Genomic DNA, 25,270 nt, shown 5'->3' on the forward strand with positions numbered 1-25,270 from the left:
GTGCATCCGCAGCCCGGGCCGGCGGAGCTATCGGTCGTGCACCGTGGTGTCCAGCGCGGCAGCCACATCGGACAGATGGCCATCACCGGAATGCGGCGTGATGCCCAGCACTGTGGCCATCAGCGGATAGACATCGACATTGGGAAACGGCGGCAGGGTCAGACCCCGGCGAAACGCGGGGCCGTTGGCGATGAACAGCGCGCCCATCGCGGGATCATGGATGTCATAGCCGTGCGCGCCTTTTTCCAGGCCGGGGTGACGGGCCTGGCTGCGCGCATATTCGGCGCGGGTCATCGCCAGCCAACCGGTCTGCACCTGGCACACCACCGCAGGCACGCGCGGGTTTGTGCCGTAATCAAGATCGGCTGGAATCGCGTGCTTGTCCCAGCAATGCATGTGCGGGGCGCGGGTCAGCAGCGCGCGGCGCGCAGCCTTTCCCGCCGGGGTGGGGGCGGGGTCAAACCCGATGACCGTTCCATCGAACACCACGTGGGCGGCGGTCAGATCGACCACGTCGTCCAGCAGTACCAGATTGTCGGGCCCGACCGCGGCCATGCCGTGATCGGCCACCACGATCACGTTGGCATGGATGCTCCGCGCCTTCAGCCCCGCGATCAACCGCGCAACCGCGGTATCGATCGTGCGGATGGCCGCATCGACCTGCGGCGAATCCGGGCCGAAATTGTGGCCTGCGGTGTCGACCTGTTCGAAATAGACGAGCGCCAGGCGCGGACGCTGGTCAGCGGGCAGATCGAACCAGCCCAGCACGGTATCGACCCGGTCGTCTGGCGCAATGGCGTGATCGTAATCGTGGAACAGCCCTGGACGCACCCCACCGTGCGCAACCGACACGCCGGGCCAGAACATCACCCCGGTGTGCAATCCGGCGCGTTCGGCGGTGATCCAGATCGGCGTGCTTTCGCCCCACCAGCGTTCCTCCTTGCTGGCCATCGAAAACGGGCCGGGCATGGCCGGATCGATGAAGGCGTTGTTCACGATGCCGTGGTGATCGGGCACCAGCCCGGTTACCAGCGTGGTGTGGTTGGGAAACGTGACCGACGGGAATGACGGCGTCATGCGCGTGGCGTGCACACCGCCTGCGGCCAGCGCCGACAGCGCCGGGCTGATCGCGCGATCCAGATAATCGGCGCGAAACCCGTCGATCGAAATCAGGATCAACGGCGATTGCGGCGCAGGGTCCGCAATTGCCGGGTTCGCCAGCCCCGGAGTCGCCAGCAGGGCCAGCAGGATGGCGAGTGTCTGGATCAGCCGGCTCATCATGGTCCTCGCGTCGGTTCGGGCACAGGGCGTCCCTGCGCACAGGCGCTGCGAACGATCAAGTCCGGCTTTTCACGCGATGATTTTTTCTCGTCTGACAATACTCAACTTAAAAAGTAGAAATTCTACGTCGGGCCGGAACGCTCCCTCCCCGTTGCCGGCCCGATACTGCCTGCGGACGATTGACGATGAAAAGGAATTTGCGCGATGACGAAGAAACATGCCCTGATCCGGCAGCCGCATGGCGAACGCCCGCTGCCACGCCTGCCGCATCCTTCGTGGGCGCGCTCAACGGCGGGTGGCGATGCCGAACGGCGGACCTTGTCGGCCGAAGACTTCTGGGCCCGGCTGGGTATCTAGGATTGCTGCTGCTTGACCGTCGGGACCGGATGCCGATCTGATACGCATGAAAACCGCACTGATCATCCGTCATGTGCCCCACGAAGGGGTCGCTGCCTACCGCGATCCGATCGAGGCGGCCGGGTACCGGGTCGATCGCATCGATGTCTGCGATCCCGGCTTTTCGCGTGTCGATCTTGGCGCGCCCGATCTGCTGATCATGATGGGCGGGCCAATGGGCGTTTATGAAACCGCGACGCATCCCTGGATTGCCTGCCAGATGCGGCGGCTGGCCCGGCGGCTCGATGCCGATCGGCCGACACTGGGGGTGTGCTTTGGCGCGCAGATGATCGCAGCGGCGCTGGGCGCGCGGGTCTATCCCGGCGGCACACGCGAAATCGGGTTTCATCCCGTGGTGGTGCACGATCCTGCCAGCCCCTTGCGCCATGTCGCGGGCGTGCCGGTGCTGCACTGGCACGGCGACACGTTCGATCTGCCGGCGGGTGTCGATCTGCTGGCATCAAGCCATGTCTATCCGCATCAGGCCTTTGCGCGCGGGCGCAATCTGCTGGCGCTGCAATTCCATGGCGAAATGGGCGAAGACGCCAGGTTCGAAGCCTGGATCGAACAGGGCCCGGACGATCTGGCAACCGCTGGGGTGACCCCATGCGCGCTGCGCGCAGCGCATGCTGTGCATGGCCCGCGCGCTGTCGCCGCCGGACGCGCGATGATCGCGCAGTGGTTGTCAGGACTGGATTAGACGTTCTCGCCAGCGGGCTATCCTGCCGATTGCCTCGTCCAGCATGGCGGCCGGTTTGCAATGGCACAGCCGCAGCACATGGCGCGGGGCATCGCAGCCTTCCCACAGCGCCGACAGCGGGATCGAGGCGACCCCGGCTTCGCGGACCATCCGTTCGGCCACGGTGCGATCATCCAGCGCAATCGCGCTCGCGGCCAGATCGATGCACGTGAACCATGTCGCCACACCCGGCATCACCGCAAAGCCGCATGCGGCCAGCCCCTGGTTCAGCACCGCGCGGCTTGCGGCCCAACCCGCTACGGTCGCGTCGATCAGGCCATCGTCGCCCAATCCTTCGGCCACGGCCCACTGCAACATCGGCGGAGTGGTAAAGGTCAGGAACTGGTGCGCCTTGGCCAGCACGGCCGCCACGTCGGGGGCGGCGACCATCCAGCCGACTTTCCAGCCGGTCGCGCCAAAAATCTTGCCCGCCGATCCGATCTTGACCGTGCGCGTTGCCATGCCCGGCTCTGCCAGCAGCGAAACGTGCGTGCCGCCATCAAAGCGCACCGTTTCCCACACTTCGTCACAGATCACGAACAGGTCGTGCGCCACCGCGATTGCGGCGATCATCGCACGGGTTGCCGCATCCATCACCGAACCTGTCGGGTTCAGCGGATCGTTGATGATCATCGCGCGGGTGCGCGGGGTCAACGCCGCCTCGATCGCTGCGCGGTCATAGTGCCAGTGCGGCGGGCGCAGCGGCACAAACACCGGCACCGCGCCCATGCGGCGTACCAGCGGCGCATAGGCATCATAGGCCGGCTGAAACAGCAGCACGTGGTCGCCCGGGCTGATCACCGCCAGCACCGCCGCCGCAATTGCCTCGGTCGCGCCCGAGGTAACGATGACCTCGTCGCGTGACAGATCCAGCCGCTGGCGGCGGCGATAGAACCCCGCGATCGCATCACGCAGTTCGGGCACGCCGGCCATTGGCGGATAGTGCTGTGACCGTTCGGCCATGGCGCGCGTCACCGCCGCGGTCAGTGCCGGTGGCGGCGGCGCATCGGGAAATCCCTGGCCCAGATTGATCGCGCCCGACGATCGGGCAAGCCCCGACATATGTTCGAAAATTGTCGTGGGCAGGGCGGAATAGACCGGATTGAGCGCGCGCATGGCCGTGGGTTTAAGCGGCGTGGAGACATTGCGCAACGCCACGGTGGCGCTGCGCAATGTCTCCACGCCGCCCGGGCATTTGCAACACGCGTCATGCAACGTATTCAGATGCGGCACAGCCGTTCAAAAATATCCCGGCGGTTGTTACGAAGGCAGGAGACAATGCATGCACCACGGTTTGATCGCATGGCTGATTATTGGCGGCCTGGCCGGATTTCTGGCTGGAAAGGTCACCCGGGGCGCCGGGTTTGGCATGCTGGCAGATATCGTACTGGGCATTGTCGGCGCATTTGTCGGCGGGCGCCTGTTCGATCTGTTGGGCATGGCCCCCTCGCGCGGCTTTATCGGATCGATCGTCACCGCCTTTGTCGGGTCGGTCGTCGTGCTGCTGGTGGTGCGTCTGTTCGCACGCGATTGACCCGGCACGACGGGGCGCCGCCAAAGCGCAAAGTTGACGGTACCGCTTGGGCCCAACCCGCTCTAAGGGGGGGGCGATCACGCAATCCGACAGGACCCCATGACCGCCAGCCGCACCGCCCAGTCCGCGACGACCGCCGCCCAGACCACGGTGTTCGGCGTGATCGTGGCAATCAGTTTCTGCCACATGCTGAACGACATGATGCAGTCGCTGTTGCCGGCCATCTATCCGGACCTGAAGAGCGAACTGCATCTCAGCTTTACCCAGATCGGTCTGGTCACGCTGGCCTATCAGTTGACCGCGTCGATCCTGCAACCGCTGGTTGGGCTGTATGCGGACAAGCGGCCGACCCCGCTGGCGCTGCCCGGTGGCACGCTGTTCTCGCTGGCCGGGCTGCTGGTGTTGTCGGTGGCGCACAATTATGCGCTGTTGCTGGTCGGTGCGTCGCTGATCGGCATGGGTTCCTCGGTGTTTCACCCCGAATCGTCGCGCGTGGCACGCATGGCGGCGGGCGCGCGGCACGGGCTGGCGCAATCGCTGTTCCAGGTTGGCGGCAATGCCGGCCAGGCGCTGGGGCCGCTGGCGGCAGCGCTGGTGGTGGTGCGCTGGGGGCAAAGCAGCGTGGCATGCTTTGCGCTGCTGGCACTGCTGTCGTGCGCCGTGTTGTGGAATGTGGCGCAATGGTATCGCCATCACGGGCTGGCGCGGCTGGCCCCTGGCAAGGACGGTCATCGTGCGCAGGTCGTGCTGCGTAACAGCATCGTGCTGCGCGGCATTGCGATCCTGTTGGCGCTGATCTTTTCCAAATATGTCTATCTTGCCAGCCTGACGAGCTATTTCACGTTCTACCTGATCCAGCGTTTTGGCGTGACGGTCGAAAACGCACAGTTGCACCTGTTTGCCTTTCTGACCGCGGTGGCGATCGGCACGATTCTGGGCGGGCCGCTGGGCGACCGGTTCGGGCGCAAGCAGGTGATCTGGTTTTCGATCCTGGGCCCGTTGCCGTTCACGCTGCTGCTGCCTTATGCCGGGCTGTTCTGGACCGGGCCGCTGACGGTGATGATCGGGCTGATCCTGGCCTCGGCCTTTCCGGCGATCGTGGTTTTTGCGCAGGACCTGGTGCCGGGCAAGATCGGCATGATTTCGGGCCTGTTCTTCGGCTTTGCCTTTGGCGTGGGCGGGATCGGCGCGGCGGTGCTGGGGAACGTGGCCGATGCCTGGGGCATCGTCGCGGTCTACCGGATCTGCGCGGTGCTGCCCGCAATCGGCCTGCTTGCGGTTTTCCTTCCCGATCTGCGCAAGGTTCGGGCATAGCCCGGATCGGCAAAGGCAACGGGCAGGAAGGGGCGGCAATGACCGAGGCAGTCGAGGCGACGATGCGCGGCGTCGTGCTGACCGGGTTTGGCGGCTATGATCGGCTGGCCTGGCGCGATGATCTGCCGGTGCCGGTGCCGGGGCGTGGCGAAGTTCTGGTGCGCGTCGGCGCGGCCGGGGTCAACAACACCGATATCAACACGCGCATCGGCTGGTATTCCAAGGCGGTTGCCGCCGATACCGCAACCGGCGCCGACACCGGGTTTGCTGCGGCGCAATCCGACGGATGGAGCGGCGCGGAATTCACCTTTCCCCGCATACAGGGCGCCGATGCAGCGGGGCGCATCGTGGCGGTTGGCGACGCGGTGGATCCGGCGCGGATCGGGCAGCGCGTGCTGATCGAGCCGGTGTTTCCGGGTGCTGATGGCGCGGTGTGCTATTTCGGATCGGAATGCGATGGCGCCTTTGCCGATTACGCGCTGGTGCCGGCAGCACAGGCCCATGCGATCGATTGCGGGTTGAGCGACGCAGAACTGGCCTCGTTCCCCTGCGCCTATGGCGCCGCGCTCAACATGCTGTGCCGCGCGGGCCAGGTGGCCGGCGAACGCGTGCTGGTAACGGGTGCATCGGGCGGGGTCGGATCGGCGGCGGTGCAACTGGCGCGTGCGCGCGGCGCGCAGGTCTGGGCGCTGGCGGGCGCGGACAAGGCCGCTGCGGTGGCGGCGCTGGGCGCCGATCGGGTGCTGCCGCGCGATGCCGACCTGGTGGCGCAGATCGGGCGCGACAGCGTCGATCTGGTGATCGATGTGGCAGGCGGCGCGCAGTGGGGGGCGCTGCTGCAGGTGCTGCGCCCCGGCGGCCGCTATGCCGTGGCCGGGGCCATTGCCGGGCCGATCGTCGATCTGGATCTGCGGACGCTGTACCTGAAGGATCTCAGCCTGTTTGGCTGCACCGTGCCGGGGCAGGGGGTGTTTGCCGAACTGGTTGGTCACATTGCCGCCGGGCGCATCCGCCCCTTGGTCGCCCGCACGTATCCGATGCGTGACATTGCACTGGCGCAGGCCGATTTCCTGGCCAAGCGCCATGTCGGCAAGATCGTGCTGTTACCCGGATAACCTGGCCGGCGCGCTTTCGCGAAAGGCAATCATCGCCATCAGCCCGATCGCGACAAACCCGGTCAGATACCAGGCAATGGCCATCGGGCTGCCGGTGGCATGCAGCAGCCATGTCACGATCAACTGGGTCGACCCGCCAAATACCGCCACCGGCACCGAATAGATCAGCGCAAAGGTGCGGGCACGCACACCCGGCGGCAGGCTTTCGGTGATCGCCGCATAGATCGCGGAAAACTGGGTGGTGGCCAGCACCGACAGGATCACATTGGCGCCGATGAACGCGGTGGCGGTGCGCGCGGTGGTCAACCAGACAAAGCACGGCAGGATTGCCGCCAGAAACGCTAGTTGCGGCCAGATCATCGCCGGGCGTCGGCCCACCCTGTCGCTCAGCCAACCGCCGAACACGCCGACGACGACTGCCACTGCGGTGTTGGCGGTTTGCCCGGCAAAGGCCACAGCGCCCGACAGATGCAGCGAGGCCTGCCCATACGTCGCCATATAGCGGAAGATATAGCCCCCGCTCGTGCTGCTGGCGATGAGCACGATCCCCAGCAGGACAACCCGGGCATAGCGGCCGAACGGCACGGCGCCCGTTGCACGGGCGGCGGCCGGCTGGTGTGTTTCGGGCAGACTGCCGCGCATCAGCAGCGCCACGGGCACGATCAGCACGCCCAGCATCAGCGCGATGCGCCAGCCGATGGTGCCCAGCTGCGCCTCGGTCATCACCAGGCTCAGGCCCAGTCCGACCAGCCCGCCGATGGTGCCGGCAATGTCCTGGCTGACGCCTTGCAGGCTGATCGACAGGCCGCGTCGCCCGCTCGGCACGGCTTCAAGCAGATAGGCGCTGGCCGAGCCCACTTCGCCACCCAGCGCGAACCCCTGGATCAACCGCGCGATCACCGCGATCAGCGGCGCGGCATAGCCGATGCTGGCATAGCCCGGGGTCAGCGCCAACAGCGCGATGCCCAGGCCCATCAGCATCATGCTGACCATCATCGCCGGTTTGCGCCCGACCCGGTCGGCATAGCCGCCCAGCACATGCGCACCGAGCGGCCGGGTAATGAAGCCGGCGCCGAATGTGGCAAGCGACGCCATCAGGCTGAGGTAGGGATTGACCGAGGGAAAGAACGTCTGTCCGATCGCAATCGCGAAGAACGCAAACGTCATGAAATCGTAGAATTCCAGCCCGTTGCCGATGGTTACGGCCAGCACCGCACGGCGCGCCTGCGCCAGGGTCAGCGTGTCTTGCGTGCTGTCCGGGATCGAACCGTGCCGACCGTTCATGTGCGATTGCCCCACCAGTGCCGCCAGGCCCGGACAAAGGGGTACAAGCGGCCCGTGGCCAAGTCTATCGCGCGGGCTTAGAAGGGCGCCTGGTCAGCCGGCGTGGCGCATCGCGACATTGCATCGTGCATACCGCGCGCCATATTCCGCCATGATCCGGGCGTCGTGGCAAAAGCCCAGTTTTTCATACAGGTGGATCGCCGCCGCACAACGCGCATTGGTCAACAGATACAGCGGGTCGGCGGCCAGCGCCTGTGCCCGCGCGATCACGGCGGCCAGCAGGAATTCCCCCGCCTTCAGCCCGCGCGCGGTACTGCGGACACCCATTTTGGTCAGTTCAAACCCGGTCGGGCCGGTTTTCTGCAACGCGCAGGTGCCGACGATGCCAAGGCCTGGGGCCTCGACAAACAGGATCGTGCCGCCGCCCGCAATGATCCGCGCGCGCGGGTTTTCCAGCACGTCGCGGTCGGTTGGTTCCAGCTGGAACATCGCCTCGATCCATTCGACGTTGATGTCGTGGAAATGATGCGCCAGATCGTCGCTGAACTCGTGCAGGATCATGGCGCCCGGGTTCAATCGAGCGCTGCCTGTTTTTCCTCGGCCAGCCGGTCAAGTTCGGCGCGGCTTTTGCGTTCAGAGGCGGTTTTCAGCTGGCCGCAGGCGGCATCGATGTCGCGTCCGCGCGGCGTGCGCACCGGGGCCGAAATGCCGGCTTCGAAAACGATGTCGGAAAAACGGCGGATGCGTTCGGGGGTGGAACATTCGTAGGGTGCGCCGGGCCAGGGGTTGAACGGGATCAGATTGACCTTGGCCGGCAGCTTGTAGTGCTTGATCAGGCGCACCAGTTCATGCGCGTCGGCATCGCTGTCGTTCTTGTCCTTCAGCATGACATATTCAAACGTGATGCGCCGCGCATTCGATGCACCGGGATAGGCGGCGCAGGCCTCCAGCAATTCCTCGATACCGAACTTGCGGTTGATCGGCACGATCTCGTCGCGCACTTCCTTGGATACGGCATGCAGCGACACCGCCAGATTGACCCCGATTTCGGCGCCGGCGCGCGCCATCAATGGCACCACGCCGCTGGTCGACAGCGTGATCCGGCGCTTTGACAGCGCCAGACCATCGCCATCCATCACGACCTTCAGTGCGTCGCGGACATTGTCGAAATTGTACAGCGGCTCGCCCATGCCCATCATCACGATATTGGTCAGCAGGCGGCCATCGGCGCTGTACGCCCGGGCTGCGTCATCGCCTTCGTCGTCGGGATCATCGTCGAGCCCGGCCATGTTGCCGCCGGCCTTGGGCCATTCGCCCAGTGCATCGCGCGCCAGCATGACCTGACCAACGATTTCGCCGGGAGTCAGGTTGCGTACCAGCCGCATCGTGCCGGTGTGGCAGAACCGGCAATTCAGCGTGCAGCCGACCTGGCTCGACACGCACAGCGTGCCGCGATCGGCATCGGGGATGAACACCATTTCGAAATCGTGCGCGTCGGCGGTGCGCAACAGCCATTTGCGCGTGCCGTCGGTCGATGCCTGCGCCTCGACGATTTCGGGCCGGCCGATGACGAAGCGGTCGCTCAGCCACGGGCGCATCGTCTTGGCGATGTCGGTCATCGCGTCAAAATCGATCACCCCGCGGTGATAGATCCAGTGGAACACCTGCTTGGCGCGCAGCTTTGCGGCGCGCGGGTCCAGCCCGGCGCCTGCAAACAGGTCGGTGATCGCAGGGCGCGAAAGCCCCATCAGGTCGATCCGGCCATCGGCGCGCGGGGTCACGTCACGGGGCACGGGAACCGGGTCGATATGGCCCGGGATGGTCATCAGCGGTGTTGGCATGGCTGTGCCTATACAGGTCCGCGCGATGAAGCGCAAATTGACAGGCAGTCGCCCGCGCCACAGTTGCCATCATCTGTAACGCATTGTCACATATGGTAATTTCGTCGCGACGGGCAAAAGGGGGGGCGATTTGCGGATCGTTTGTGCGCCATCGGGGGGACAAACCGATGGAGAATGCGATGAAGACCCTTTTTGCTGTTTTGTGCGCCGGCATGGCCGTGATCGCATCGAACCCGGCCTTTGCGCAAAGCGACGCGTCAGGCCCGGCAACGCCCGCCGAAGCCTTTGCGGGCGCGCATGTCGAAGCCAGCGTTGGCTGGGATCATCTGGCCAACACGTCGATCAAGGACATCGATCCCGCAGCGCGTGTGTCCGGCACCAGCGATGGCGTGACATTTGGCGGGGCACTCGGCTATGACTTCGCCTTGACCGACAGGGTTACGCTGGGCGGCGAATTCGGCGTTTACGGCAGCTCTGCCAAATGGAACAACACCGGAAACCTGACCGCCGGCAGCTTCAACACCCAGACGGTCAAGCCCGGGCGCGATCTGTTTCTCGGCGGCAGGCTGGGTTATGCGCTGTCGCCCAAAACGCAGGTTTTCGGCAAGGCCGGCTATACCAACACCCGTTTCGGGGTCTACGGCACCGATGGCAGCGAAGTGCTGTATGACGGGATCAATGCCAACGGCTTTCGCCTGGGCGCAGGGGTCGAACACAAGCTGACCAAGGCGACCTATGCCAAGCTGGAGTACGATTTTTCGCACTATGGCAGCGGTCAGTTCAACTATGCCGCGTCAACGCCTGATGCCAGCACCTTTGATCTGCACAACGACCGGCATCAGGTGCTGGCCAGCGTAGGGATCAGGTTCTGACCCCAATTCAGGATGCCGCGCAGCCCAGGCTCGCGGCATCCATGGCCGATGCGGCCCCGGCCAGATGATAGATATCGCGCACCGGCCGGCCGTCGCGGCCACGTGCGGTTATGGTCATGTCGCCATCGCTGCGCAGCGCTGCGATGATTGCCGCGTCGCCGCGCCGGTCAGTGGCCCAGATATCGAAACCGTTGACGACCGCAGCAAATCGCTGACCGCCGATCGTGATCGTTACCGGCTTGCCCGCAGCCGCCTCGCGCGACAGCCGCGCGTGGATTTCACCGCGGATGCCCCGCCTTGGCCAGTTGGCCACGGTGAAATAGGGTTGCGCATCGCGTTTCTGGCGCGGCTGGTCGATGGCCATGGCAATGGCATAACACCGCGGCACGGCGGCATCGCGAAACGCGCCCCAGTCGTTCCACACCCCCAGCCGGTCACGCGCCAGCGCCACGCCCGGCAGCACCAGCGCCAGCACACAGGCCAGGCGGCAAAGCCTCATTCGTCGACCAGATCGCGCCACGCGATCACGTCGTTGTCGGTCGCGATCCACAACCCGTCCTGCGTGGCCGGGTCCTGGGCTGCGGCATGCGCCATGGCCTGGGCCAGCGGGCCATACATCAGGGTCTGCGCCTGTCCGCCATCGGGGCCGTCGTTGAGGTAATAGAGCCGGACATTGGCGGCATCATGGGTGGTGCGCATCAGTCGTCCCCGTCTGCGCGATCACGCCGCTTGCCCGCCAGATCGCGCGCGGTGCGTTCCTGCTCGGATGCCTGTGTCTTGCGCGCGTGCAGGGTCTGGCCATGGCGCGCGCGGTTGTGTGCGGCGGCCTGTTCGGCCTGCGCGCGGGCACGCGCCTTGCGCGCCAGGCGCAAGTTGATCACGTCGGCCATCAGGCGTGTTCCGTGCCCTGCCGGCTGCCATAGAGCAGGCGTTCGCGGCCGTCTTCGATCACCGCGATCGACCCTTGCACCAGCGACGGCGCGATCGGCACGTCCAGATCGGGATGGACCGGGTATCCGCCCATCATTCCGCGCAGCACGCGGCTGGAAATGCCATGCATCACCACGATGTGATCGCCGGGCAGGGCACCCGGGCCCGCCAGCCAGCGCGACAGCCGCGCCGCAACCGCCGGATAATCCTCGCCATCGGGCGACGGGCGCAACAGGTGGTCGGGCAGGCGGATCGGGCCGACTTCGGCCTCGACCGCGTCATAGGCACGCAGGCACCACGATCCCATCTCGATCTCGCGCAAATCGGGTGTGCGCTGTGCGCCAAACCAGTTGAGCCCGACCACTTCGCCGATCAGCGCCAGCGTCTGCAATGCACGTCCGGTGTCGGACACGTGAACATGCGCAACCGGCCGGGAGCCCAACGCATCGCGCAGTGCCTCGCCCATGTGGCTGGCCTGGTCGCAGCCCAGCCGGGTCAGCGGGGTGTGGATCGTGTTCGATTGCAGCACGCGCGCCAGATTGTAGACGGTTTCGCCGTGGCGCATGATGAAATGACGTGTGGCGGTCATGCCGGGGCCTGGTCCGGATAGGTGATTGCCATCAATTCCCATTCCTTTTCGCCGCCGGGCAGATGCACCCGGCGCAGATCGCCCACGCGCGCGCCGCGCAGCGCGCGGGCGATCGGTGCGCTCCACCCGATCAGGCCCTTGCCCGCATCCTGTTCGTCATCGCCGACCAGTGTCAGGATACGCCGGTTGTCATCCTCGTCGGCGATCTCGATGGTGGCGCCGAACAGGGCGCGCGTGTGATCGTGCTGCCCCGCCGGATCGATCACCCGCGCCGCCTTCATCCGCCGCGCCAGAAAGGTCAGCTCGCGGTCGATTTCGCGCATGCGCTTGCGCCCATAAAGATAGTCGCCATTTTCCGAGCGGTCGCCGTTGCCCGCCGCCCAGCTGACGATTTCGACAATCTGCGGCCGCTCGGTGCCCAGCAGATGGTCATAGCGCGCGCGCATCGCCGCCATTCCGGCAGGGGTGATCGGGTTGCCTTCGGTTTTCATGAACTCAACCCGGGGTCTGCTTGCCCAGGAAATGGCTCATCGGATTGGGCCCGCCATAGCTGGCCTTGGCCGGGTTCATCGTTTCATAGACAACCGCGTTTTCCAGCACATGTTCGACATAGGCGCGCGTTTCCGAAATCGGAATGCGTTCGATCCAGTCGACCCATTCGATCTGTCCGGTGCGCGGATCGCCATTGGCGCGCAGCCATTTGCCGACATTGCCCGGCCCGGCGTTATAGGCTGCGACCGCCAGCGGATAGCTGCCGCCGAACACCTGCAACAAATGGTCGAAATAGGCGCCACCGACGGCCATGTTGAACTGCGGATCGCCGATCAGTGCCCCTTCGGCATACGACAGGCCCAGCTTGCGCGCCTGTTCGCCCGCGGTGCCGGGCATCATCTGCATCAACCCGCGCGCGCCCGCATGGCTGATTGCGTTTTGCGAAAACTGGCTTTCCTGGCGGGTGATCGCGTGGATCATTGTCCACGATCGGGCCTGGCCCTGCGGCACGGGGATCAGCGGAAAGGCGATCGTGTGAAACTGGTCCAGCCCGCGCATCCCGGCGGCCTGCCCGACGATCACCCCCAGGTCGCGCCGGCCCAGGCTTTGCGCCAGTTCGGCCACCAGTTCGTGCTGGCCCGGTGTCTGCTGCTGTTCGGCGATTTCCTTGAAGAACCGGATCGTGGTGTGCCAGTCGCCGGCGCGCGCCACCTCGCGCACGGCTGCGGTGATCGGCGCGGCGGCAAACCGGGCGCGTTCATCGGGCGTGGGTTCGGGCGGTGCGGCCACCGGCAGGCGCGGCACCGGCTGACCGATGCGTTCAAGCGCAAGCAGGCCGTAAAACTGGTCGGGGTGGCGCGCCGCCCCGGCAAAGGCGTCCTGCGCCTCGGCGGTACGGCCGCTGCGCACCAGCGACAGGCCCGCCCAATACAGGCCCTTGGCCTTCAGCCCCGGGCCGCGCGCAGCATCGGCATAGCGGCGGAACAGCGTGGCCGCAGCCGCGCCATCATGGTTGCGCCACAATGCGGTGGTGCCACCCAGCCATGTCAGCGACGTGTAATCATCGCGTACGGCAAAGCCCTGCTGGCTGACATCCTCGCCGGGGGCAAAGGCATCGGCCGCGCCAAGCGCAATCCGCGCGGCGGTGTTGGTATCCCCCACACTTGCAGCGGCGCGCGCCGCAAACAGCAGTTCGGCAATCCAGTGCGCTCGGTCGAGCGGCTGGCCGGACAAGACCGGGCGCATCGCCAGGTAGCCGGCTTCGGCCTCGGTGCGGCCCAGCCGGTGCAATTCGCGCGCGCGCTGAAACACAAAACCGGGATCGGCGTCGAGCACGGCGGCGGGCAGGGCGGCCGCGGCATAAGGATCACCGCCGGCCAGTGCGGCAAGCCGGCCCTGCGCCACCGCACGCACGCCGGGCGATGTCCACGCCAGCAGCCGTTGCGCCGGCACGCTGGCGCCTGCCCACAGCAGTGCGTTGATCCGCGCGTCGTGGTCGGCGGTCACGAACCCGGCGCCCCAATTGGCCAGGATTGCGGTTTGCGCCGCATCGCTCATCACTCCGCCGCGCCAGGCGGCGCGGGCCATCTCGGACGCCTCTGGCCGGCCCAGCGCGCGCAGCGCCAGCGCATAGTGCGCGCGGCCCGGATTGGTCAGCGGGGGAAACCGGTCAAAATAGGCGGCAATGGCCGATGGCTGCGGCGCCTCGCGATCCAGCGCATCTTCGGCAGCGCGGCGCATCCGGTCCTCGTCGGGAAAACCGGGATAGCTTGTCAGGAAACCCGAATAGGCGGCAAAGGGATAACCGTTGCTGCTGCTCAGCAGTTTCCACCGATCGATGGCCTGCGCCATCGGGCCCTGAACCTGGCCGGTCAACTGCGCACGCGCGCGATCCCATGCCGATCCGTCGAAATCGCCATCGGTGGCATGACCCGCCAGCGAAATCGCCAGCATCGGCACCAGCGCAAACGACGCCTTGCGTGGCATGCGCGACAGGCGCGCAAACCATGCGACGCGGTTTTGCCAGCCCGCCAGGCGGGGCAAGGATTGCATGTCCGTGCTGGACATCGGGGGGGGCGTCTCCCTATCAGACGAATTCATGACCATCGGGCGTGTTCGCCCATCGGCCAACCATGCCCCAAGTTGAGGAGCAAAGTCCATGTTTTCCGGCTCGATTCCGGCCCTGGTAACACCTTTTCGCGACGGGGCGCTCGATGAGAAGGCGTTTCGCCGGCTGGTCGACTGGCAGATCGAGAATGGATCGTCGGCGCTGGTGCCTTGCGGCACGACCGGGGAAAACTCCACTTTGTCGAACGCCGAACACCACCGTGTGATCGAGGTCTGCGTCGAACAGGCCGCCGGGCGCGTGCCGGTAATCGCCGGATGCGGCAGCAACGATACGATGAATGCGCTGCTGCACATGACCTTTTCCAAGAAGTGCGGCGCCGCGGCGGCCTTGTGCGTGGCGCCCTATTACAACCGGCCGAGCCAGGCGGGACTGCTGGCGCATTTCAGTTATCTGGCAGAACACATCGATCTGCCGATCATCGTCTACAATGTGCCGGGGCGCACCGTGACCGATATCCAGCCCGAAACGGTCATCGAACTGGCGCGCCGGTTTCCCGACCGGATTCTGGGGATCAAGGATGCCAGCGGCGATCTGTCGCGCGTGACCGACCATCGCATGGGCATCGGCAAGCATTTCTGCCAGCTGTCGGGCGATGACGAACTGGCGCTGCCAGCCAATGCTGCCGGCGCGGTCGGGTGCATTTCGGTCACCGCCAATGTCGCGCCGCGGCTGTGCGCCGATTTCCAGAAGGCCTGCGCCGCCAATGACTTTGTACTGGCGCGCGAATTGAATGACCGGCTTTATCCATTGCACTATGCAATGTTCGAAGATGCCAGCCCCGCACCGCTGAAATATGCGCTGACCCGCGTGCACGACTGGATCACCGACGAATTGCGCCTGCCGCTGGTGGGGTGCAGCGAACCCGCGCGCGCAGCAGTCGATGCCGCACTGGTCCACGCCGGGCTGATCTGACGCGCAACGCTGTGCCGGTTTTGCAAACGCCGGCAAACGATTTCTGGGGCGGAATTTCGTTACGGCGAGTAATGCGCCTGTCACAATGCAGGCCGCAAATGGTTAAACCCGAACAGGCACAAAAATAATTCACGATCCGCGCATGGCTTTTACGCTACGGAATTCAAAACCCTGCGCCCGCAATCGGACACAATTCGTCGGCTATGGTGCTTAATCGCTCAAAATCGGAGCTTTAACGCGCTTGGCTGCGGTTGCGTTTTGACAGATCATGACGTATGATATTTTGAGATGGGCCCATGCAGTAATGTATGCCTGTCCGGCCACAGCATTCCCGCCCGCCTCTGGCCGGGATCAGGAGGTGGTGATCCCGGTCCCTGGCCGGTGAACACAGCAATCGGGTGCCCCCCATATTCGCCCGATCGCTGGCCGTTTTGCGCGGCCCACTTCCCTTTTTCCTTTGCAGGCCGGGCCTGCCATCAGCGCATCGACCAGCCATGGCTGGCGGTCAGCGACTGGCCGGTCAGGGCGTTGGTGGGAAAGGCTGCGAAAAACAGCGCGACTTCGGCGATGTCCTCCACCGTGGTAAACTCGCCATCGACGGTCTGACCCAGCATCACTTTTTTGACGACTTCGTCCTCGCTGATGCCCAGTTCGCGCGCCTGTTCGGGGATCTGCTTGTCAACCAGCGGCGTGCGGACAAAGCCGGGGCAGATCACATTGCTGCGTATGCCCTTTGGCCCGCCTTCCCTGGCGATGACCCGCGACAGGCCGAGCAACCCGTGCTTGGCGGTGACATAGGCGCTTTTCAGGGGCGAGGCTTCGCTGGAATGGACCGATCCCATGAACAGGATCGTGCCCGACCCTTTGGCATACATGTGCGGCAAAACCGCCTTGCTGGTCAGGAATGCGCCATCAAGATGGATCGCCAGCAGCTTTTTCCAGTCGGCAAAGGCAAAGGATTCGACCGGATTGACGATCTGGATGCCCGCGTTCGACACCAGCACATCGATCCCGCCCCAGGCCGCGACCACCGCCGCCACGCCAGCGTTCACCTCGTCCTCGTTGCTGACGTCCATCGTCACCGCCATCGCCATGTCCGGATAATCGGCATTGATCGCGTCGGCAGCACGCTGCGCAGCGGGGCTGTGCAGATCGGCAATCGCGACCCGGCCGCCGGCTGCGACAAAGCGGCGGGCAATGCCCAGGCCAATCCCGCTGGCCGCACCGGTGATCAGCGAAACGGTGTTGTTCAGGTTCATCGTGGTCACTTTCTTCTGTGGCGGGTGGTCCTGCATGGGCCCGTGCATGGCACACCATGAACCGGTCTTACCATCGGGTGGCCTTGCGCCTTTGCAATTTTGTGCAAGCGCCCCTACATGCGCGTCAACCATGGCGCGCCCCACCCCCCTTGAATTCGACAAGAAAAAGATCCTGGCGGAAAACCGCCGTGCCCGGTTCGAGTACTTCATCGACGAAGTCTACGAGGCGGGGATCGCGCTGACCGGGACCGAGGTCAAATCGCTGCGGTTTGGCCAGGGCTCGATCGCCGAAAGCTATGCCGAGGTGAAAAACGGCGAAGTCTGGCTGATCAATTCGAACATCCCCGAATTCAGCCACGGCAACCGTTACAACCACGAACCCAAGCGCGTGCGCAAACTGCTGCTGAAAGAGCGCGAGATTGCCAAATTCCACGGCGCCGTGGAACGCAAGGGCATGACCCTGGTGCCGCTGATGATCTATTTCAACAGCCGCGGCCGCGCCAAAGTGGAACTCGCGCTCGCCCGCGGCAAAAACAACGCCGACAAACGCGCCACCGCCAAAGACCGCGACTGGCAACGCGACAAGGCGCGCATCATGCGCGAACATAACTAGCGCGGCGTCAGCCCCGCGGACCGATTGATCGGGTGTCATTGGCACGATCGTGCCATTACCCGTGGCCCCAACAACAACTACCGTTCGATGAATTCTTTACATCATCCGTAAAGTGTTCACCCCCGGAAGTCATTGCGGTCCAGGGTTATGTTTGGCACAGTGATAACCCCAACGGCAGCGGGTGGACATGAACAAACAGTCGAACCTGACCGCTGATCAAGAGCGTGAATTGCTGCTGGCGCGTCTCGAACTTGCCCAGGCGGCGGGCGGGATCGGGATTCATGATTATGACATCGTGAATGACCGGATCGAATGGGATGCCCGTACGCGCGCGATCTGGGGCGTGCCCGATGACGAGCCGATCACGTATGCAACATTTGCCTCGGGGGTTGAGCCCGACGACCTCGATGCGACCGAAAAGGCGGTTGCCGCGGCAACCGATCCGGCGGGCAACGGCCGGCTTCTGGTACGCTATCGCGTGCGCTCGCGTGCCGGCACGCGCCATCATGTCGAGGCCACCGGGCAGACCGTGTTCCGCCACGGTGCCGCGGTTCGCATAGTCGGCACAGTTCGCGATGTCACAAGCGAATTCAATGCCTCACGCGAACTTGAACGCGCGCGCGCCTTTGCCGAAAATCTTGTCCAGACGGCGCCGACGCTGTTGTATATTTATGACCTGGTCGAAAAGCGCAATGTGTTCGTCGGACCGCAGATCGTGCCGATGACGTATGTGTCAACCGCGCGCTATGGCGAACTGGGCAGCGACGTGCTGTCCGCGATTATCCACCCCGACGATCTCGATCGGGTCGTGGCGCATCACCTGGCGATCCGCGAAGGCCGCGCGGTGCCGCCGTTTGAAATCGAATACCGGCTGCGTCGGCACGATGGCAGTTGGCTGTGGCTGTCAAGCACCGAAGTGGTCCACGCCCGCGACGCCGCCGGCCTGCCCACGCAGATCCTGGGTGCTTCGCTTGACACCACCCGGCGGCGCGAGGCCGAGGCACTGCGCGAATTGCTGATCGGCGAGATGGACCACAGGCTGCGCAACCTGATGAGCGTGATCCAGTCGATCGCACGCTTTACCTTGCGCGACGGCTGCGCGCCCGAAGTGTGGGCCGGGTTCGACAGCCGCATCGCCGCTTTGGCGGCTGCGCAAAAGCTGCTGACGGCGGGTGACTGGCGCAGTGCCGAACTGAACGACATCGTGCGCGCGGTGCTGCAGCCGTTCGGCGGCGGCGATCACCAGCGGTTCGGTCTGGCCGGCCCGACGATGTCGATCGCCGGCGGCGAACTCGCGACGGTCGCGCTGGCCCTGCATGAACTTGCCACCAATGCTGCCAAGTACGGCGCGCTGTCTGTTTCCGGTGGGCGGGTCGAGGTGCAATGGTGGTTCGAGGGCGATGCCAAGCGGCTGGAATGGCGCGAACGCGGCGGGCCACCGGTAACGGTGCCCACACGCAAGGGATTCGGTTCGATGTTGATCGCTACGCTGGCCAAGTCGGGCGATGGCAGCGGCACGACGTATGCGCCGGACGGGCTTGTCTGCCGGATTTCGCTATAAACGCAGGTGCGCGCGCCCGGATTGGGTGTCATGCCGCCTGGTTCAGCGCATAGTCGCGACAATGCTCCAGATAGGCGGCCTCGTGCGTGGCCGCCAGATCGACCACCGCTCGCCACAGCCAAGGTGGCGCGTCGAGCGTTTGCCCATGCGCACCAGCCAGCACGGCATGCCATTGGGCGCGCGTTGCCTGGTCCATTTGCCTTGCGTGCGCCTTGCCCACCACCGCAGCAAGATAGCGCGCCGAGGCGATGGCTTCGGCTCTGCTGAACTGTTCGACTTCGATCTTGAGATCCTGCGGCAGCAATTCGCGCACAAGCACCGATTTGCCCAACAGCTTTGCCGCCACCATGCGATCGCCCAGATTGGGCGACAGCGCGCGTGCCCCGGCCACCACGCGTTCGGCAGGGTCATGCGGCATTTGCGCACCGGCGGCGGCCGGCGCCACGCTGGCCACGGCCTGCTTGACGTCGATCAGGCCGAATTTGGCCTTGCCGTCGTTCTGGGTGACGCTGATCAAAACGGCGAACCGCAACAAGCCAAGCGAACTGCACCCTTTGCGCCAATAGGCCGCGTCATGGATCTTGATCGAGCTGTCCCGATCGGATGTGAACGCGGTCAGGGCCAGTGACTGCACCTGGGGCGATGCGACCAGCTCTTCCAGCGCGAAGCGTTCATTGTCGGTCACGGCCCAGTATTTTTTGCCGCGCGGAATTTTGGGCTCGATATCGCTGATCCGCTCGCGCGCGAGATGTTTCCAGCGGCGACCGAGAGCGGCCTTTTGCACGGTCCGGACGATCTGTGACGGGGGCTCTGCCACGTCGGCCTCGGTAAATGCAGCTTCGTAGCTGTCGGCGATGGCCTCAATCATGCGTGCCGAAACCACCCCCGGCAGATCGGAACCGCGCACTGCGGTCTGCAGGCTGAGTGCCAGGCGCACGATATCGTGTGCCGGATTGCCGATAACCGTCTGGTCAAGATCTCTGATCTGGATGTCGACATGCCCTTTGGCATCGGCAATCGGACCCAGATTGCCCAGATGGCAATCGCCACAGATCCACACCGCCGGACCTTCGGGCAGCGTATTGGCGACAGGTGATTGTGCCAGCCACTCGTAAAATCTGGCGGTGTTGCCGCGCACATAGGCGTGCGTCGATTTCGCCATTTTCAATTGTCGCAGTCGGGTCAGCGCCGATGCGCGCTGCGCCGGAGCAAGATCTTTCGGCAATGCTTTCCCCTGATTCGATTGCTTTGCATCAGGAATGCGCGAGCCGCGACAAAGTGCCGGAGCGGAGAAAATTCAGCGTTATGCGCACCGCGCAGGGAAATGGTCGCCTTGGCAGACATTTGCGACAAGGCCTGAAAGCCCATGGTCAATGCCGCGTGATTACAGCCGCTTCTGCAAAAAGAACCGTTTCTGCCCGGCGGGATAATCGTCCAGCGTGCCGAACAGGACATAGCCGAGCTTTTCATAGAACCCGCGCGCCTGGAATTCGTAAGTGTCCAGCCAGATGCCGGTGCAGCCGGCGTCGCGCGCGATCGCTTCGGCCTGGTCCATCATTCGGCGGCCCAGGCCCTGACCCCGCGCGGCCTCGGGCACCGCCAGCAGTTCGATGAACAGCCAGTCATAGCCGATGCGGCCCCACAGCCCGCCTTCGCTGGTGCCATCGGGCGCGGTGATCACGATCGCAACCGGGCGGATGCGCGGATCGCCGGCCTGCGCGATGTTGAACGCGCGCAACGGCGCCAGCACGGCCTCGCGCACGTCGGGCGTGGGGTGTTCGGCAATGGTCAGGCGGTAGGTCAGTTGGCCATCTCGCGTGTCATCGTGCTGGCAATCAGCCGCGCCAGCAGCCCGCGCAGCGTCGGATAATTGGCCCTGGCATAGGTCGAATCGCTACCCGTTGCGGCGACGATGCGCGCGTGCGCGGTGGCCAGCGCGTGATAGGGCAGGCTGGGCAACAGGTGATGCAGCGCATGAAACCGCAGGCCGACAGGCGCCCACAGCTGCGGCAGCAGGCCGTGGGGCACATTGGTGCTGTCCAGGAACTGCGCCGTCACGGTCAGCGGATCGCCCTCGTTTTCCCAGCGGTGCGCAACCAGCGTGCGCGCCTGGTTCAACAGCGCGACGCCCGAGATGATCAGCATATAAACCATCAGTGCATGCAGCGGCAGCAACCCGGTTACCGCGGTGGCGATGATCGTCACCGCCACCAGCGATGCGCCCAGCTCTTCCCAGAACCACTGCCGCGCAAACGCGCCTTCGGGCGGGCGGCGGCGATAGTCGGGGTTCATCTGCAGGCCCGACAGCCGCTCGATCACCACCCGGCGCAGCGGCGCGATCACGATCGACACCGGGCCCAGCACGCCAAACCGCAGGATCAGACCCACCGGCATCAGCACCGAAACAAAGAAGAACAGCGGCAAAGACCATGGCTTCATCAAAGCCAGCGCCAGATATTCCGGATCTTCCGCGGTGCCATATTTGGTGCGGGTGTGATGCTGGGTATGGATGCCTTCGTACATGAAACTGGGCAGCATTGTGGGCACGCCGATCAACAGGTTCCACATCAACCGGAAACCGGGCAGCAGCGCGTGATTGAGATGGGTGATTTCGTGAATGAACAGCGTTGCGCGATACAGCGCCAGCACCGCAATCACGCCACAGCCCAGCGCCAGCCACGGCGAATGTGCCATGATCGCGCCCGCCACCGCGGCATAGCCCACCGCCGCCGAGCCAAAACAATCGGGCCAATAGATCCACGGATCGGGACGCTGCAGATCACGCGTCAGTTCGGCCGCGGTGCGCAACAGATCGCGATCGTCCGCCATGCCCGACAGCACGATGCGCGCCGTTTTTTGCGGCGCCGTTGCGGGCGCCGGGATGACGGGTGCGAGGGGCACTGGCTGCACTGGATCGGGTCTCCGCTTCAAAACTCTGGTCGTAGGGCGGACGCTGTGCCGCAAGAACGGCAAATATGCGCCTGCCCACTGGGTCATCGGGTCGTTGGCGCAGGCTGTAGACCGCATTCACGGCACAAAGATGGCAATCCCGACCCCGATTGCAATTGCCCATCGCACACAATGGGCGTGCCGCCGACACGGTTCATCCCTGATCGCACAAGGAAACACTATACCAAGCAGGGCCATTTCGCCTAACCGGTGATCGGAATGATGACAAAGCTTCTTGCCTGGGTCCAGGCGCGCATGCCGACTCGCGAACGCATGGCGCGCAATCGCCTGATTGCGCCGCTGGCGGCGCGCCCGGAATTGTGGCGGCTGACCCGCCGCACCGTGCCGCGCGGCGTGGCGGTGGGGCTGTTTGTGGGCATCTTTCTTATGATCCCGGGGTTGCAGGTGATCGGTGCCGCTCTGCTGTGCGTGCCGTTTCGCGCCAATATCCCGATTGCCGCGGTCAGCACGTTTGTGGCGATCCCGCCGACGATCGTGTTCATGATCCTGCCGGGCGCGGCCGCAATCGGCAACCGCTTTGGCTATCACGCCGATCTGGCTGCGGTTACGGCAATGATCGAACGCGGGGCATCGGGTGCGCAATGGCTGGCCTGGATCAGCAGCGATGCCGCCCCCTCGCTGGCGCTGGGCCTGACCGTGATGGCGATGGTTGCGGCCGTGCTGGGCTATGCGGTGGCCGCGCGCGTGTGGCGCTGGCGCGTGATGGCGCGGCGGCGGCATCGGCTTCATGACGCGCTGGCGCGCGCCTTGCACAAGTCGGCCGCATGAATGCCCTGCCCGAGGATACGGCGCCTGCGCGCGGTGCCTGGCGCGATGTTGCGCTGGTGTCGCTGGGCTTGATGGCCAGCGTCGCCGGATTGGTGTGGCTGACCGGCAATCCGCTGATTGCCGCGGTGTTTGCCGGTGGCGTGGTGGTCCTGGCGGCGGTGATTCACGGCGCGCTGGCGCTGCGGCCGCACGCCGAGGTGCCCGAATTTGCAGCACCCGACTGGTCTGTCACCCATGCCACGATCGAACATCTGCCCGATGCCGTCGCGATCACCGACCGTGCCGGACGCCTCGTTTGCGCCAATGCGCGCTTTACCGGATGGTTCGGCACGGCAGCGCCGCCGCGCCTGCCGCTGGACGCGGCCGATCCGGCCCGCGCCGAAGAAGCCGGGCGCGCCGCCTGGCGCGATGGCCTGGCGCATGTCGGCGAAGTCAGGGCTGCGTCGGGCACGTTCGATCTGTCGGTGCATCGCGCGGGACGCGGCGAAGACCACCTGATCTGGCGGCTGGCCCGGATCGAACGCGAAAATCCGGTGTCTGACGCGGTTGCGGCGATTTCCGGCAAGCCGGGCCGTGCCCTGGGGCGAGAGGCGATCCAGGCCGCGGTGGTGGCCCCCGATGGGCGCATCCTGGCCGCAAACCGCGCATTTGCGGCGCGCGCCACCGGCGATGACATGGCGGATCTGACCAATAGCGACTTTGTCGGCCATTTCGAATCCGATGCCTCGCAGGATATCTATTTCACGCACGAGCGCGGGCGCGGTCTGCCGGTGCGGTTTCTGCATGTGCCGATTGCCGATCCCGATGCGGGCGATCCGGTTGATCCTGCGCTGGTGCCGTCGCTGTTTCTGGTGGTCGATACCCACGCCGGGGTGGGCGATGCCCGTGCCGGGCTGCCGCAGATCGAGGCGCTGCTGGCGCGTCTGCCGCTGGGGTTGGCCATGGTCGATCGCGACGGGCGGTTTCTGTTTGCCAATTCGGCATTTCTGCGCGTGGCAGGCCATGATCAGACGACACCGCCGCCTTATCCGGCCGACCTGGTCATCCGCGAAGACAAGGGCGCGCTGTCGGATGCGGTGCGCCGCCATGCGCAAGGGGCGACCACCACGGGCGATGTGGCGGTGCGGCTGCGCGCCACGCCCGATGAACCGGTGCTGCTGGGCCTGGCTGCGGTGCGCGGGCTGGGCGAATGCGCGGTGCTGCTCAGCCTGAAGGATTCGAGCGAGGAAACCCGGCTGAAACACCAGATCGCCCAGGCCTCGAAAATGCAGGCAGTGGGGCAACTGGCCGGCGGCGTGGCGCATGATTTCAACAATGTGCTGACCGCCATCATCGGCTATTGCGATCTGATGCTGATGCGCCACACCCCTGGCGACAGCGATTATGACGACATTCAGCAGATCAAGGCCAATTCCAACCGCGCCGCCAGCCTGACCAGGCAATTGCTGGCGTTTTCGCGCCAGCAGACGCTGCGGCCGCAAGTGCTGCAATTGCCCGATGTGGTGGCCGAAGTGTCGACCCTGCTCAAGCGATTGATCGGCGAACGCATCACGCTGGAGGTGGCGCACGATCGCGGGCTGGGCGCAGTGCGCGCCGATCCTGTGCAACTGGAACAGGTGCTGCTGAACCTGGCGGTGAATGCGCGCGATGCGCTTGCCGGCAACAAGGCGCCCGGCGTGGTCAAACTGATGACGCGGCGCGTAACCGCCGAAATGGTGCGCACGATGAAGAACGACGTGCTGCCGATCGGCGATTACACCGCGCTGGTGGTGGAAGACAACGGCCACGGCATCCGCGCGGAACAGCTCGACAAGATCTTCGAACCGTTTTTCACCACCAAGGATCGCGGCAAGGGCACGGGGCTGGGCCTGTCGACGGTCTATGGCATCGTCAAGCAATCGGGCGGGTTCATCTTTGCGGCAAGCGAACTTGGCAAATGGACCCGGTTCACGATCTATTTCCCCGTCCACGTGCCGGGCCCTGACGAAGCGGCCGAACCCGTGCGCGAACGCCCGCCCGAAACCCGCCGCCGGCAATGGTCCGCAGGGGGCCGCGTGCTGCTTGTGGAAGACGAAGACACCGTGCGCGCGGTGGCCGAACGTGCGCTGGTGCGACAGGGCTATGACGTAACCACCGCCAGCGATGGCGAAGAAGGGCTGGAAACGCTGGTGCGCGCCTACGACCAGGGGACGAAATTCGACCTGATCGTGTCGGACGTGGTGATGCCGTCAATGGATGGGCCGACGATGGCGCGCGAAATCCGTGCGCGCCGCCCGGAATTGCCGTTCCTGTTCATGTCGGGCTATGCCGAGGAAACGTTGCGGCGTGAAATCGACATTCCCAACATGCATTTCCTGCCCAAGCCGTTTTCGGTGCAACAGATCGTCAACGCGGTCGAAAACGCGCTGCGCGGTGGGGCGGACTGATCGGCTGTCCACCTGATTCGCATGGTGGTGCGCGTGACATCATTGCCAATCGGGCCCATGTGGCGGACCTGTTGCGCGGCGCTGAATGATCAGGGCCGCAGGTGGCGCGCGCAAGATTTCATCTGTTTCCAACCCAAAAACCCCAATGGCTTAAGTGCTTGCGATCATTTGCTTCCAATTTGGCGGAAAAAATTCGTTCTCTTCTTGTTCTCGCGGAACGAACCGGGTACAAAGGGCTTGTTGACG

General features: G+C 65.0%; 26 protein-coding genes. 11 read left to right on the top strand and 15 right to left on the bottom strand.

Annotated features, from left to right (window positions below; genetic code table 11):
• Positions 1-27: 27 nt before the first annotated feature.
• The gene (locus G404_RS18740; protein ID WP_084601221.1) at positions 28-1,278 is read right to left on the bottom strand and encodes an alkaline phosphatase family protein; all 1,251 of its coding nucleotides are present in this window, start codon (positions 1,276-1,278) and stop codon (positions 28-30) included.
• Positions 1,279-1,485: 207 nt separating this feature from the next.
• On the opposite strand from G404_RS18740, the gene G404_RS20350 reads away from it, so the two are divergent.
• Complete coding sequence (locus G404_RS20350; protein ID WP_156906264.1) at positions 1,486-1,638, top strand: hypothetical protein; 153 nt, start codon at positions 1,486-1,488, stop codon at positions 1,636-1,638.
• Positions 1,639-1,684: 46 nt separating this feature from the next.
• The gene (locus G404_RS0109920) at positions 1,685-2,377 is read left to right on the top strand and encodes a glutamine amidotransferase (protein ID WP_028640939.1); all 693 of its coding nucleotides are present in this window, start codon (positions 1,685-1,687) and stop codon (positions 2,375-2,377) included.
• Here the strand turns inward: G404_RS0109920 and G404_RS0109925 are convergent.
• Entirely contained in the window at positions 2,363-3,532 is a 1,170-nt protein-coding gene (locus tag G404_RS0109925) for an aminotransferase (protein ID WP_028640940.1), read from the bottom strand. The genes G404_RS0109920 and G404_RS0109925 overlap by 15 nt on opposite strands.
• 166 nt (positions 3,533-3,698) lie before the next feature.
• On the opposite strand from G404_RS0109925, the gene G404_RS0109930 reads away from it, so the two are divergent.
• From G404_RS0109930 to G404_RS0109940, 3 genes are all read left to right on the top strand, one after another.
• Complete coding sequence (locus tag G404_RS0109930; protein WP_028640941.1) at positions 3,699-3,950, top strand: GlsB/YeaQ/YmgE family stress response membrane protein; 252 nt, start codon at positions 3,699-3,701, stop codon at positions 3,948-3,950.
• Positions 3,951-4,049: 99 nt separating this feature from the next.
• Positions 4,050-5,264, top strand: coding sequence for an MFS transporter (locus G404_RS0109935; RefSeq protein ID WP_028640942.1), 1,215 nt, complete (start codon positions 4,050-4,052; stop codon positions 5,262-5,264).
• Between the two features lie 38 nt (positions 5,265-5,302).
• Positions 5,303-6,379: an alcohol dehydrogenase family protein gene (locus G404_RS0109940; protein ID WP_028640943.1), complete on the top strand. Its 1,077-nt coding sequence runs from the start codon at positions 5,303-5,305 to the stop codon at positions 6,377-6,379.
• On the opposite strand, the gene G404_RS0109945 is transcribed toward G404_RS0109940, so the two are convergent.
• The 3 genes from G404_RS0109945 to rlmN form a co-directional block, all read right to left on the bottom strand.
• Positions 6,368-7,663: an MFS transporter gene (locus G404_RS0109945; RefSeq protein ID WP_084601223.1), complete on the bottom strand. Its 1,296-nt coding sequence runs from the start codon at positions 7,661-7,663 to the stop codon at positions 6,368-6,370. The genes G404_RS0109940 and G404_RS0109945 overlap by 12 nt on opposite strands.
• Before the next feature lie 93 nt (positions 7,664-7,756).
• Complete coding sequence (locus G404_RS0109950; RefSeq protein ID WP_036521045.1) at positions 7,757-8,224, bottom strand: GNAT family N-acetyltransferase; 468 nt, start codon at positions 8,222-8,224, stop codon at positions 7,757-7,759.
• 11 nt (positions 8,225-8,235) lie between these two features.
• Positions 8,236-9,504, bottom strand: coding sequence for a 23S rRNA (adenine(2503)-C(2))-methyltransferase RlmN (gene rlmN / locus G404_RS0109955; protein WP_028640946.1), 1,269 nt, complete (start codon positions 9,502-9,504; stop codon positions 8,236-8,238).
• 179 nt (positions 9,505-9,683) lie between these two features.
• Here rlmN and G404_RS0109960 point away from each other — a divergent pair, with 179 nt between their 5' ends.
• Positions 9,684-10,376: an outer membrane protein gene (locus tag G404_RS0109960; protein WP_245584480.1), complete on the top strand. Its 693-nt coding sequence runs from the start codon at positions 9,684-9,686 to the stop codon at positions 10,374-10,376.
• Positions 10,377-10,383: 7 nt separating this feature from the next.
• Here G404_RS0109960 and G404_RS0109965 read toward each other — a convergent pair whose 3' ends face one another.
• The 6 genes from G404_RS0109965 to G404_RS0109990 are packed head-to-tail and all read right to left on the bottom strand — an operon-like array spanning position 10,384 to position 14,454.
• Entirely contained in the window at positions 10,384-10,875 is a 492-nt protein-coding gene (locus G404_RS0109965) for a hypothetical protein (protein WP_036521005.1), read from the bottom strand.
• Positions 10,872-11,075: a hypothetical protein gene (locus tag G404_RS0109970; RefSeq protein WP_028640949.1), complete on the bottom strand. Its 204-nt coding sequence runs from the start codon at positions 11,073-11,075 to the stop codon at positions 10,872-10,874. The genes G404_RS0109965 and G404_RS0109970 overlap by 4 nt, the downstream gene beginning before the upstream one ends.
• Positions 11,075-11,266: a DUF4169 family protein gene (locus tag G404_RS0109975; RefSeq protein ID WP_028640950.1), complete on the bottom strand. Its 192-nt coding sequence runs from the start codon at positions 11,264-11,266 to the stop codon at positions 11,075-11,077. The genes G404_RS0109970 and G404_RS0109975 overlap by 1 nt, the downstream gene beginning before the upstream one ends.
• Positions 11,266-11,895, bottom strand: a complete 630-nt coding sequence (locus G404_RS0109980; protein WP_028640951.1) for a histidine phosphatase family protein — start codon at positions 11,893-11,895, stop codon at positions 11,266-11,268. The genes G404_RS0109975 and G404_RS0109980 overlap by 1 nt, the downstream gene beginning before the upstream one ends.
• On the bottom strand, positions 11,892-12,386 hold the full coding sequence (locus tag G404_RS0109985) for a GreA/GreB family elongation factor (RefSeq protein ID WP_028640952.1): 495 nt from the start codon (positions 12,384-12,386) through the stop codon (positions 11,892-11,894). Before G404_RS0109985 ends, G404_RS0109980 begins: the two co-directional genes overlap by 4 nt.
• A gap of 4 nt (positions 12,387-12,390) precedes the next feature.
• On the bottom strand, positions 12,391-14,454 hold the full coding sequence (locus G404_RS0109990; RefSeq protein WP_084601224.1) for a lytic transglycosylase domain-containing protein: 2,064 nt from the start codon (positions 14,452-14,454) through the stop codon (positions 12,391-12,393).
• A gap of 91 nt (positions 14,455-14,545) precedes the next feature.
• Between G404_RS0109990 and dapA the strand changes: the two genes are divergently transcribed.
• On the top strand, positions 14,546-15,427 hold the full coding sequence (gene dapA / locus G404_RS0109995; protein ID WP_028640954.1) for a 4-hydroxy-tetrahydrodipicolinate synthase: 882 nt from the start codon (positions 14,546-14,548) through the stop codon (positions 15,425-15,427).
• A gap of 476 nt (positions 15,428-15,903) precedes the next feature.
• Here dapA and G404_RS0110000 read toward each other — a convergent pair whose 3' ends face one another.
• Positions 15,904-16,686: a 3-hydroxybutyrate dehydrogenase gene (locus G404_RS0110000; protein ID WP_028640955.1), complete on the bottom strand. Its 783-nt coding sequence runs from the start codon at positions 16,684-16,686 to the stop codon at positions 15,904-15,906.
• Between the two features lie 130 nt (positions 16,687-16,816).
• On the opposite strand from G404_RS0110000, the gene smpB reads away from it, so the two are divergent.
• Both smpB and G404_RS0110010 read left to right on the top strand, forming a co-directional pair.
• Positions 16,817-17,299: an SsrA-binding protein SmpB gene (gene smpB, locus G404_RS0110005; RefSeq protein ID WP_028640956.1), complete on the top strand. Its 483-nt coding sequence runs from the start codon at positions 16,817-16,819 to the stop codon at positions 17,297-17,299.
• A gap of 187 nt (positions 17,300-17,486) precedes the next feature.
• Positions 17,487-18,860, top strand: coding sequence for a sensor histidine kinase (locus G404_RS0110010; protein ID WP_028640957.1), 1,374 nt, complete (start codon positions 17,487-17,489; stop codon positions 18,858-18,860).
• 28 nt (positions 18,861-18,888) lie between these two features.
• Here G404_RS0110010 and G404_RS0110015 read toward each other — a convergent pair whose 3' ends face one another.
• The 3 genes from G404_RS0110015 to G404_RS0110025 all read right to left on the bottom strand — a co-directional run bounded on the left by G404_RS0110015 (position 18,889) and on the right by G404_RS0110025 (position 21,689).
• The gene (locus G404_RS0110015; protein ID WP_028640958.1) at positions 18,889-20,085 is read right to left on the bottom strand and encodes a DUF2252 family protein; all 1,197 of its coding nucleotides are present in this window, start codon (positions 20,083-20,085) and stop codon (positions 18,889-18,891) included.
• A 159-nt stretch (positions 20,086-20,244) separates the two neighbouring features.
• A complete protein-coding gene (locus tag G404_RS0110020; RefSeq protein ID WP_342663704.1) occupies positions 20,245-20,622 on the bottom strand; it encodes a GNAT family N-acetyltransferase in 378 nt (125 codons plus the stop codon).
• A 38-nt stretch (positions 20,623-20,660) separates the two neighbouring features.
• Entirely contained in the window at positions 20,661-21,689 is a 1,029-nt protein-coding gene (locus G404_RS0110025) for a fatty acid desaturase family protein (RefSeq protein WP_211230765.1), read from the bottom strand.
• Between the two features lie 342 nt (positions 21,690-22,031).
• Between G404_RS0110025 and G404_RS0110030 the strand changes: the two genes are divergently transcribed.
• On the top strand, positions 22,032-22,598 hold the full coding sequence (locus G404_RS0110030) for a DUF2062 domain-containing protein (protein WP_245584481.1): 567 nt from the start codon (positions 22,032-22,034) through the stop codon (positions 22,596-22,598).
• Complete coding sequence (locus G404_RS0110035; protein WP_028640962.1) at positions 22,595-25,024, top strand: hybrid sensor histidine kinase/response regulator; 2,430 nt, start codon at positions 22,595-22,597, stop codon at positions 25,022-25,024. The genes G404_RS0110030 and G404_RS0110035 overlap by 4 nt, the downstream gene beginning before the upstream one ends.
• Positions 25,025-25,270 lie beyond the last annotated feature (246 nt).

It is taken from the genome of Novosphingobium acidiphilum DSM 19966 (assembly GCF_000429005.1).
In the GTDB taxonomy this organism is placed as follows: Bacteria; Pseudomonadota; Alphaproteobacteria; order Sphingomonadales; family Sphingomonadaceae; genus Novosphingobium; species Novosphingobium acidiphilum.

What these genes read in the sequence shown, in the direction of transcription:
- G404_RS0109940 (WP_028640943.1), top strand. Translation starts at nt 5,303, where the DNA reads ATGACCGAGGCAGTCGAGGCGACGATGCGCGGCGTCGTGCTGACCGGG.
- G404_RS0109930 (WP_028640941.1), top strand. Translation starts at nt 3,699, where the DNA reads ATGCACCACGGTTTGATCGCATGGCTGATTATTGGCGGCCTGGCCGGA.
- G404_RS0109980 (WP_028640951.1), bottom strand. Translation starts at nt 11,895, where the DNA reads ATGACCGCCACACGTCATTTCATCATGCGCCACGGCGAAACCGTCTAC.
- G404_RS0109920 (WP_028640939.1), top strand. Translation starts at nt 1,685, where the DNA reads ATGAAAACCGCACTGATCATCCGTCATGTGCCCCACGAAGGGGTCGCT.
- G404_RS0109985 (WP_028640952.1), bottom strand. Translation starts at nt 12,386, where the DNA reads ATGAAAACCGAAGGCAACCCGATCACCCCTGCCGGAATGGCGGCGATG.
- rlmN (WP_028640946.1), bottom strand. Translation starts at nt 9,504, where the DNA reads ATGCCAACACCGCTGATGACCATCCCGGGCCATATCGACCCGGTTCCC.
- G404_RS0109965 (WP_036521005.1), bottom strand. Translation starts at nt 10,875, where the DNA reads ATGAGGCTTTGCCGCCTGGCCTGTGTGCTGGCGCTGGTGCTGCCGGGC.
- G404_RS0110035 (WP_028640962.1), top strand. Translation starts at nt 22,595, where the DNA reads ATGAATGCCCTGCCCGAGGATACGGCGCCTGCGCGCGGTGCCTGGCGC.
- G404_RS0109975 (WP_028640950.1), bottom strand. Translation starts at nt 11,266, where the DNA reads ATGGCCGACGTGATCAACTTGCGCCTGGCGCGCAAGGCGCGTGCCCGC.
- G404_RS0110030 (WP_245584481.1), top strand. Translation starts at nt 22,032, where the DNA reads ATGACAAAGCTTCTTGCCTGGGTCCAGGCGCGCATGCCGACTCGCGAA.
- G404_RS0110025 (WP_211230765.1), bottom strand. Translation starts at nt 21,689, where the DNA reads ATGGCGGACGATCGCGATCTGTTGCGCACCGCGGCCGAACTGACGCGT.
- G404_RS0109990 (WP_084601224.1), bottom strand. Translation starts at nt 14,454, where the DNA reads ATGTCCAGCACGGACATGCAATCCTTGCCCCGCCTGGCGGGCTGGCAA.
- G404_RS0109935 (WP_028640942.1), top strand. Translation starts at nt 4,050, where the DNA reads ATGACCGCCAGCCGCACCGCCCAGTCCGCGACGACCGCCGCCCAGACC.
- G404_RS0109960 (WP_245584480.1), top strand. Translation starts at nt 9,684, where the DNA reads ATGAAGACCCTTTTTGCTGTTTTGTGCGCCGGCATGGCCGTGATCGCA.
- smpB (WP_028640956.1), top strand. Translation starts at nt 16,817, where the DNA reads ATGGCGCGCCCCACCCCCCTTGAATTCGACAAGAAAAAGATCCTGGCG.
- G404_RS18740 (WP_084601221.1), bottom strand. Translation starts at nt 1,278, where the DNA reads ATGAGCCGGCTGATCCAGACACTCGCCATCCTGCTGGCCCTGCTGGCG.
- G404_RS0109925 (WP_028640940.1), bottom strand. Translation starts at nt 3,532, where the DNA reads ATGCGCGCGCTCAATCCGGTCTATTCCGCCCTGCCCACGACAATTTTC.
- dapA (WP_028640954.1), top strand. Translation starts at nt 14,546, where the DNA reads ATGTTTTCCGGCTCGATTCCGGCCCTGGTAACACCTTTTCGCGACGGG.
- G404_RS0109945 (WP_084601223.1), bottom strand. Translation starts at nt 7,663, where the DNA reads ATGAACGGTCGGCACGGTTCGATCCCGGACAGCACGCAAGACACGCTG.
- G404_RS0109950 (WP_036521045.1), bottom strand. Translation starts at nt 8,224, where the DNA reads ATGATCCTGCACGAGTTCAGCGACGATCTGGCGCATCATTTCCACGAC.
- G404_RS0109970 (WP_028640949.1), bottom strand. Translation starts at nt 11,075, where the DNA reads ATGCGCACCACCCATGATGCCGCCAATGTCCGGCTCTATTACCTCAAC.
- G404_RS0110010 (WP_028640957.1), top strand. Translation starts at nt 17,487, where the DNA reads ATGAACAAACAGTCGAACCTGACCGCTGATCAAGAGCGTGAATTGCTG.
- G404_RS20350 (WP_156906264.1), top strand. Translation starts at nt 1,486, where the DNA reads ATGACGAAGAAACATGCCCTGATCCGGCAGCCGCATGGCGAACGCCCG.
- G404_RS0110000 (WP_028640955.1), bottom strand. Translation starts at nt 16,686, where the DNA reads ATGAACCTGAACAACACCGTTTCGCTGATCACCGGTGCGGCCAGCGGG.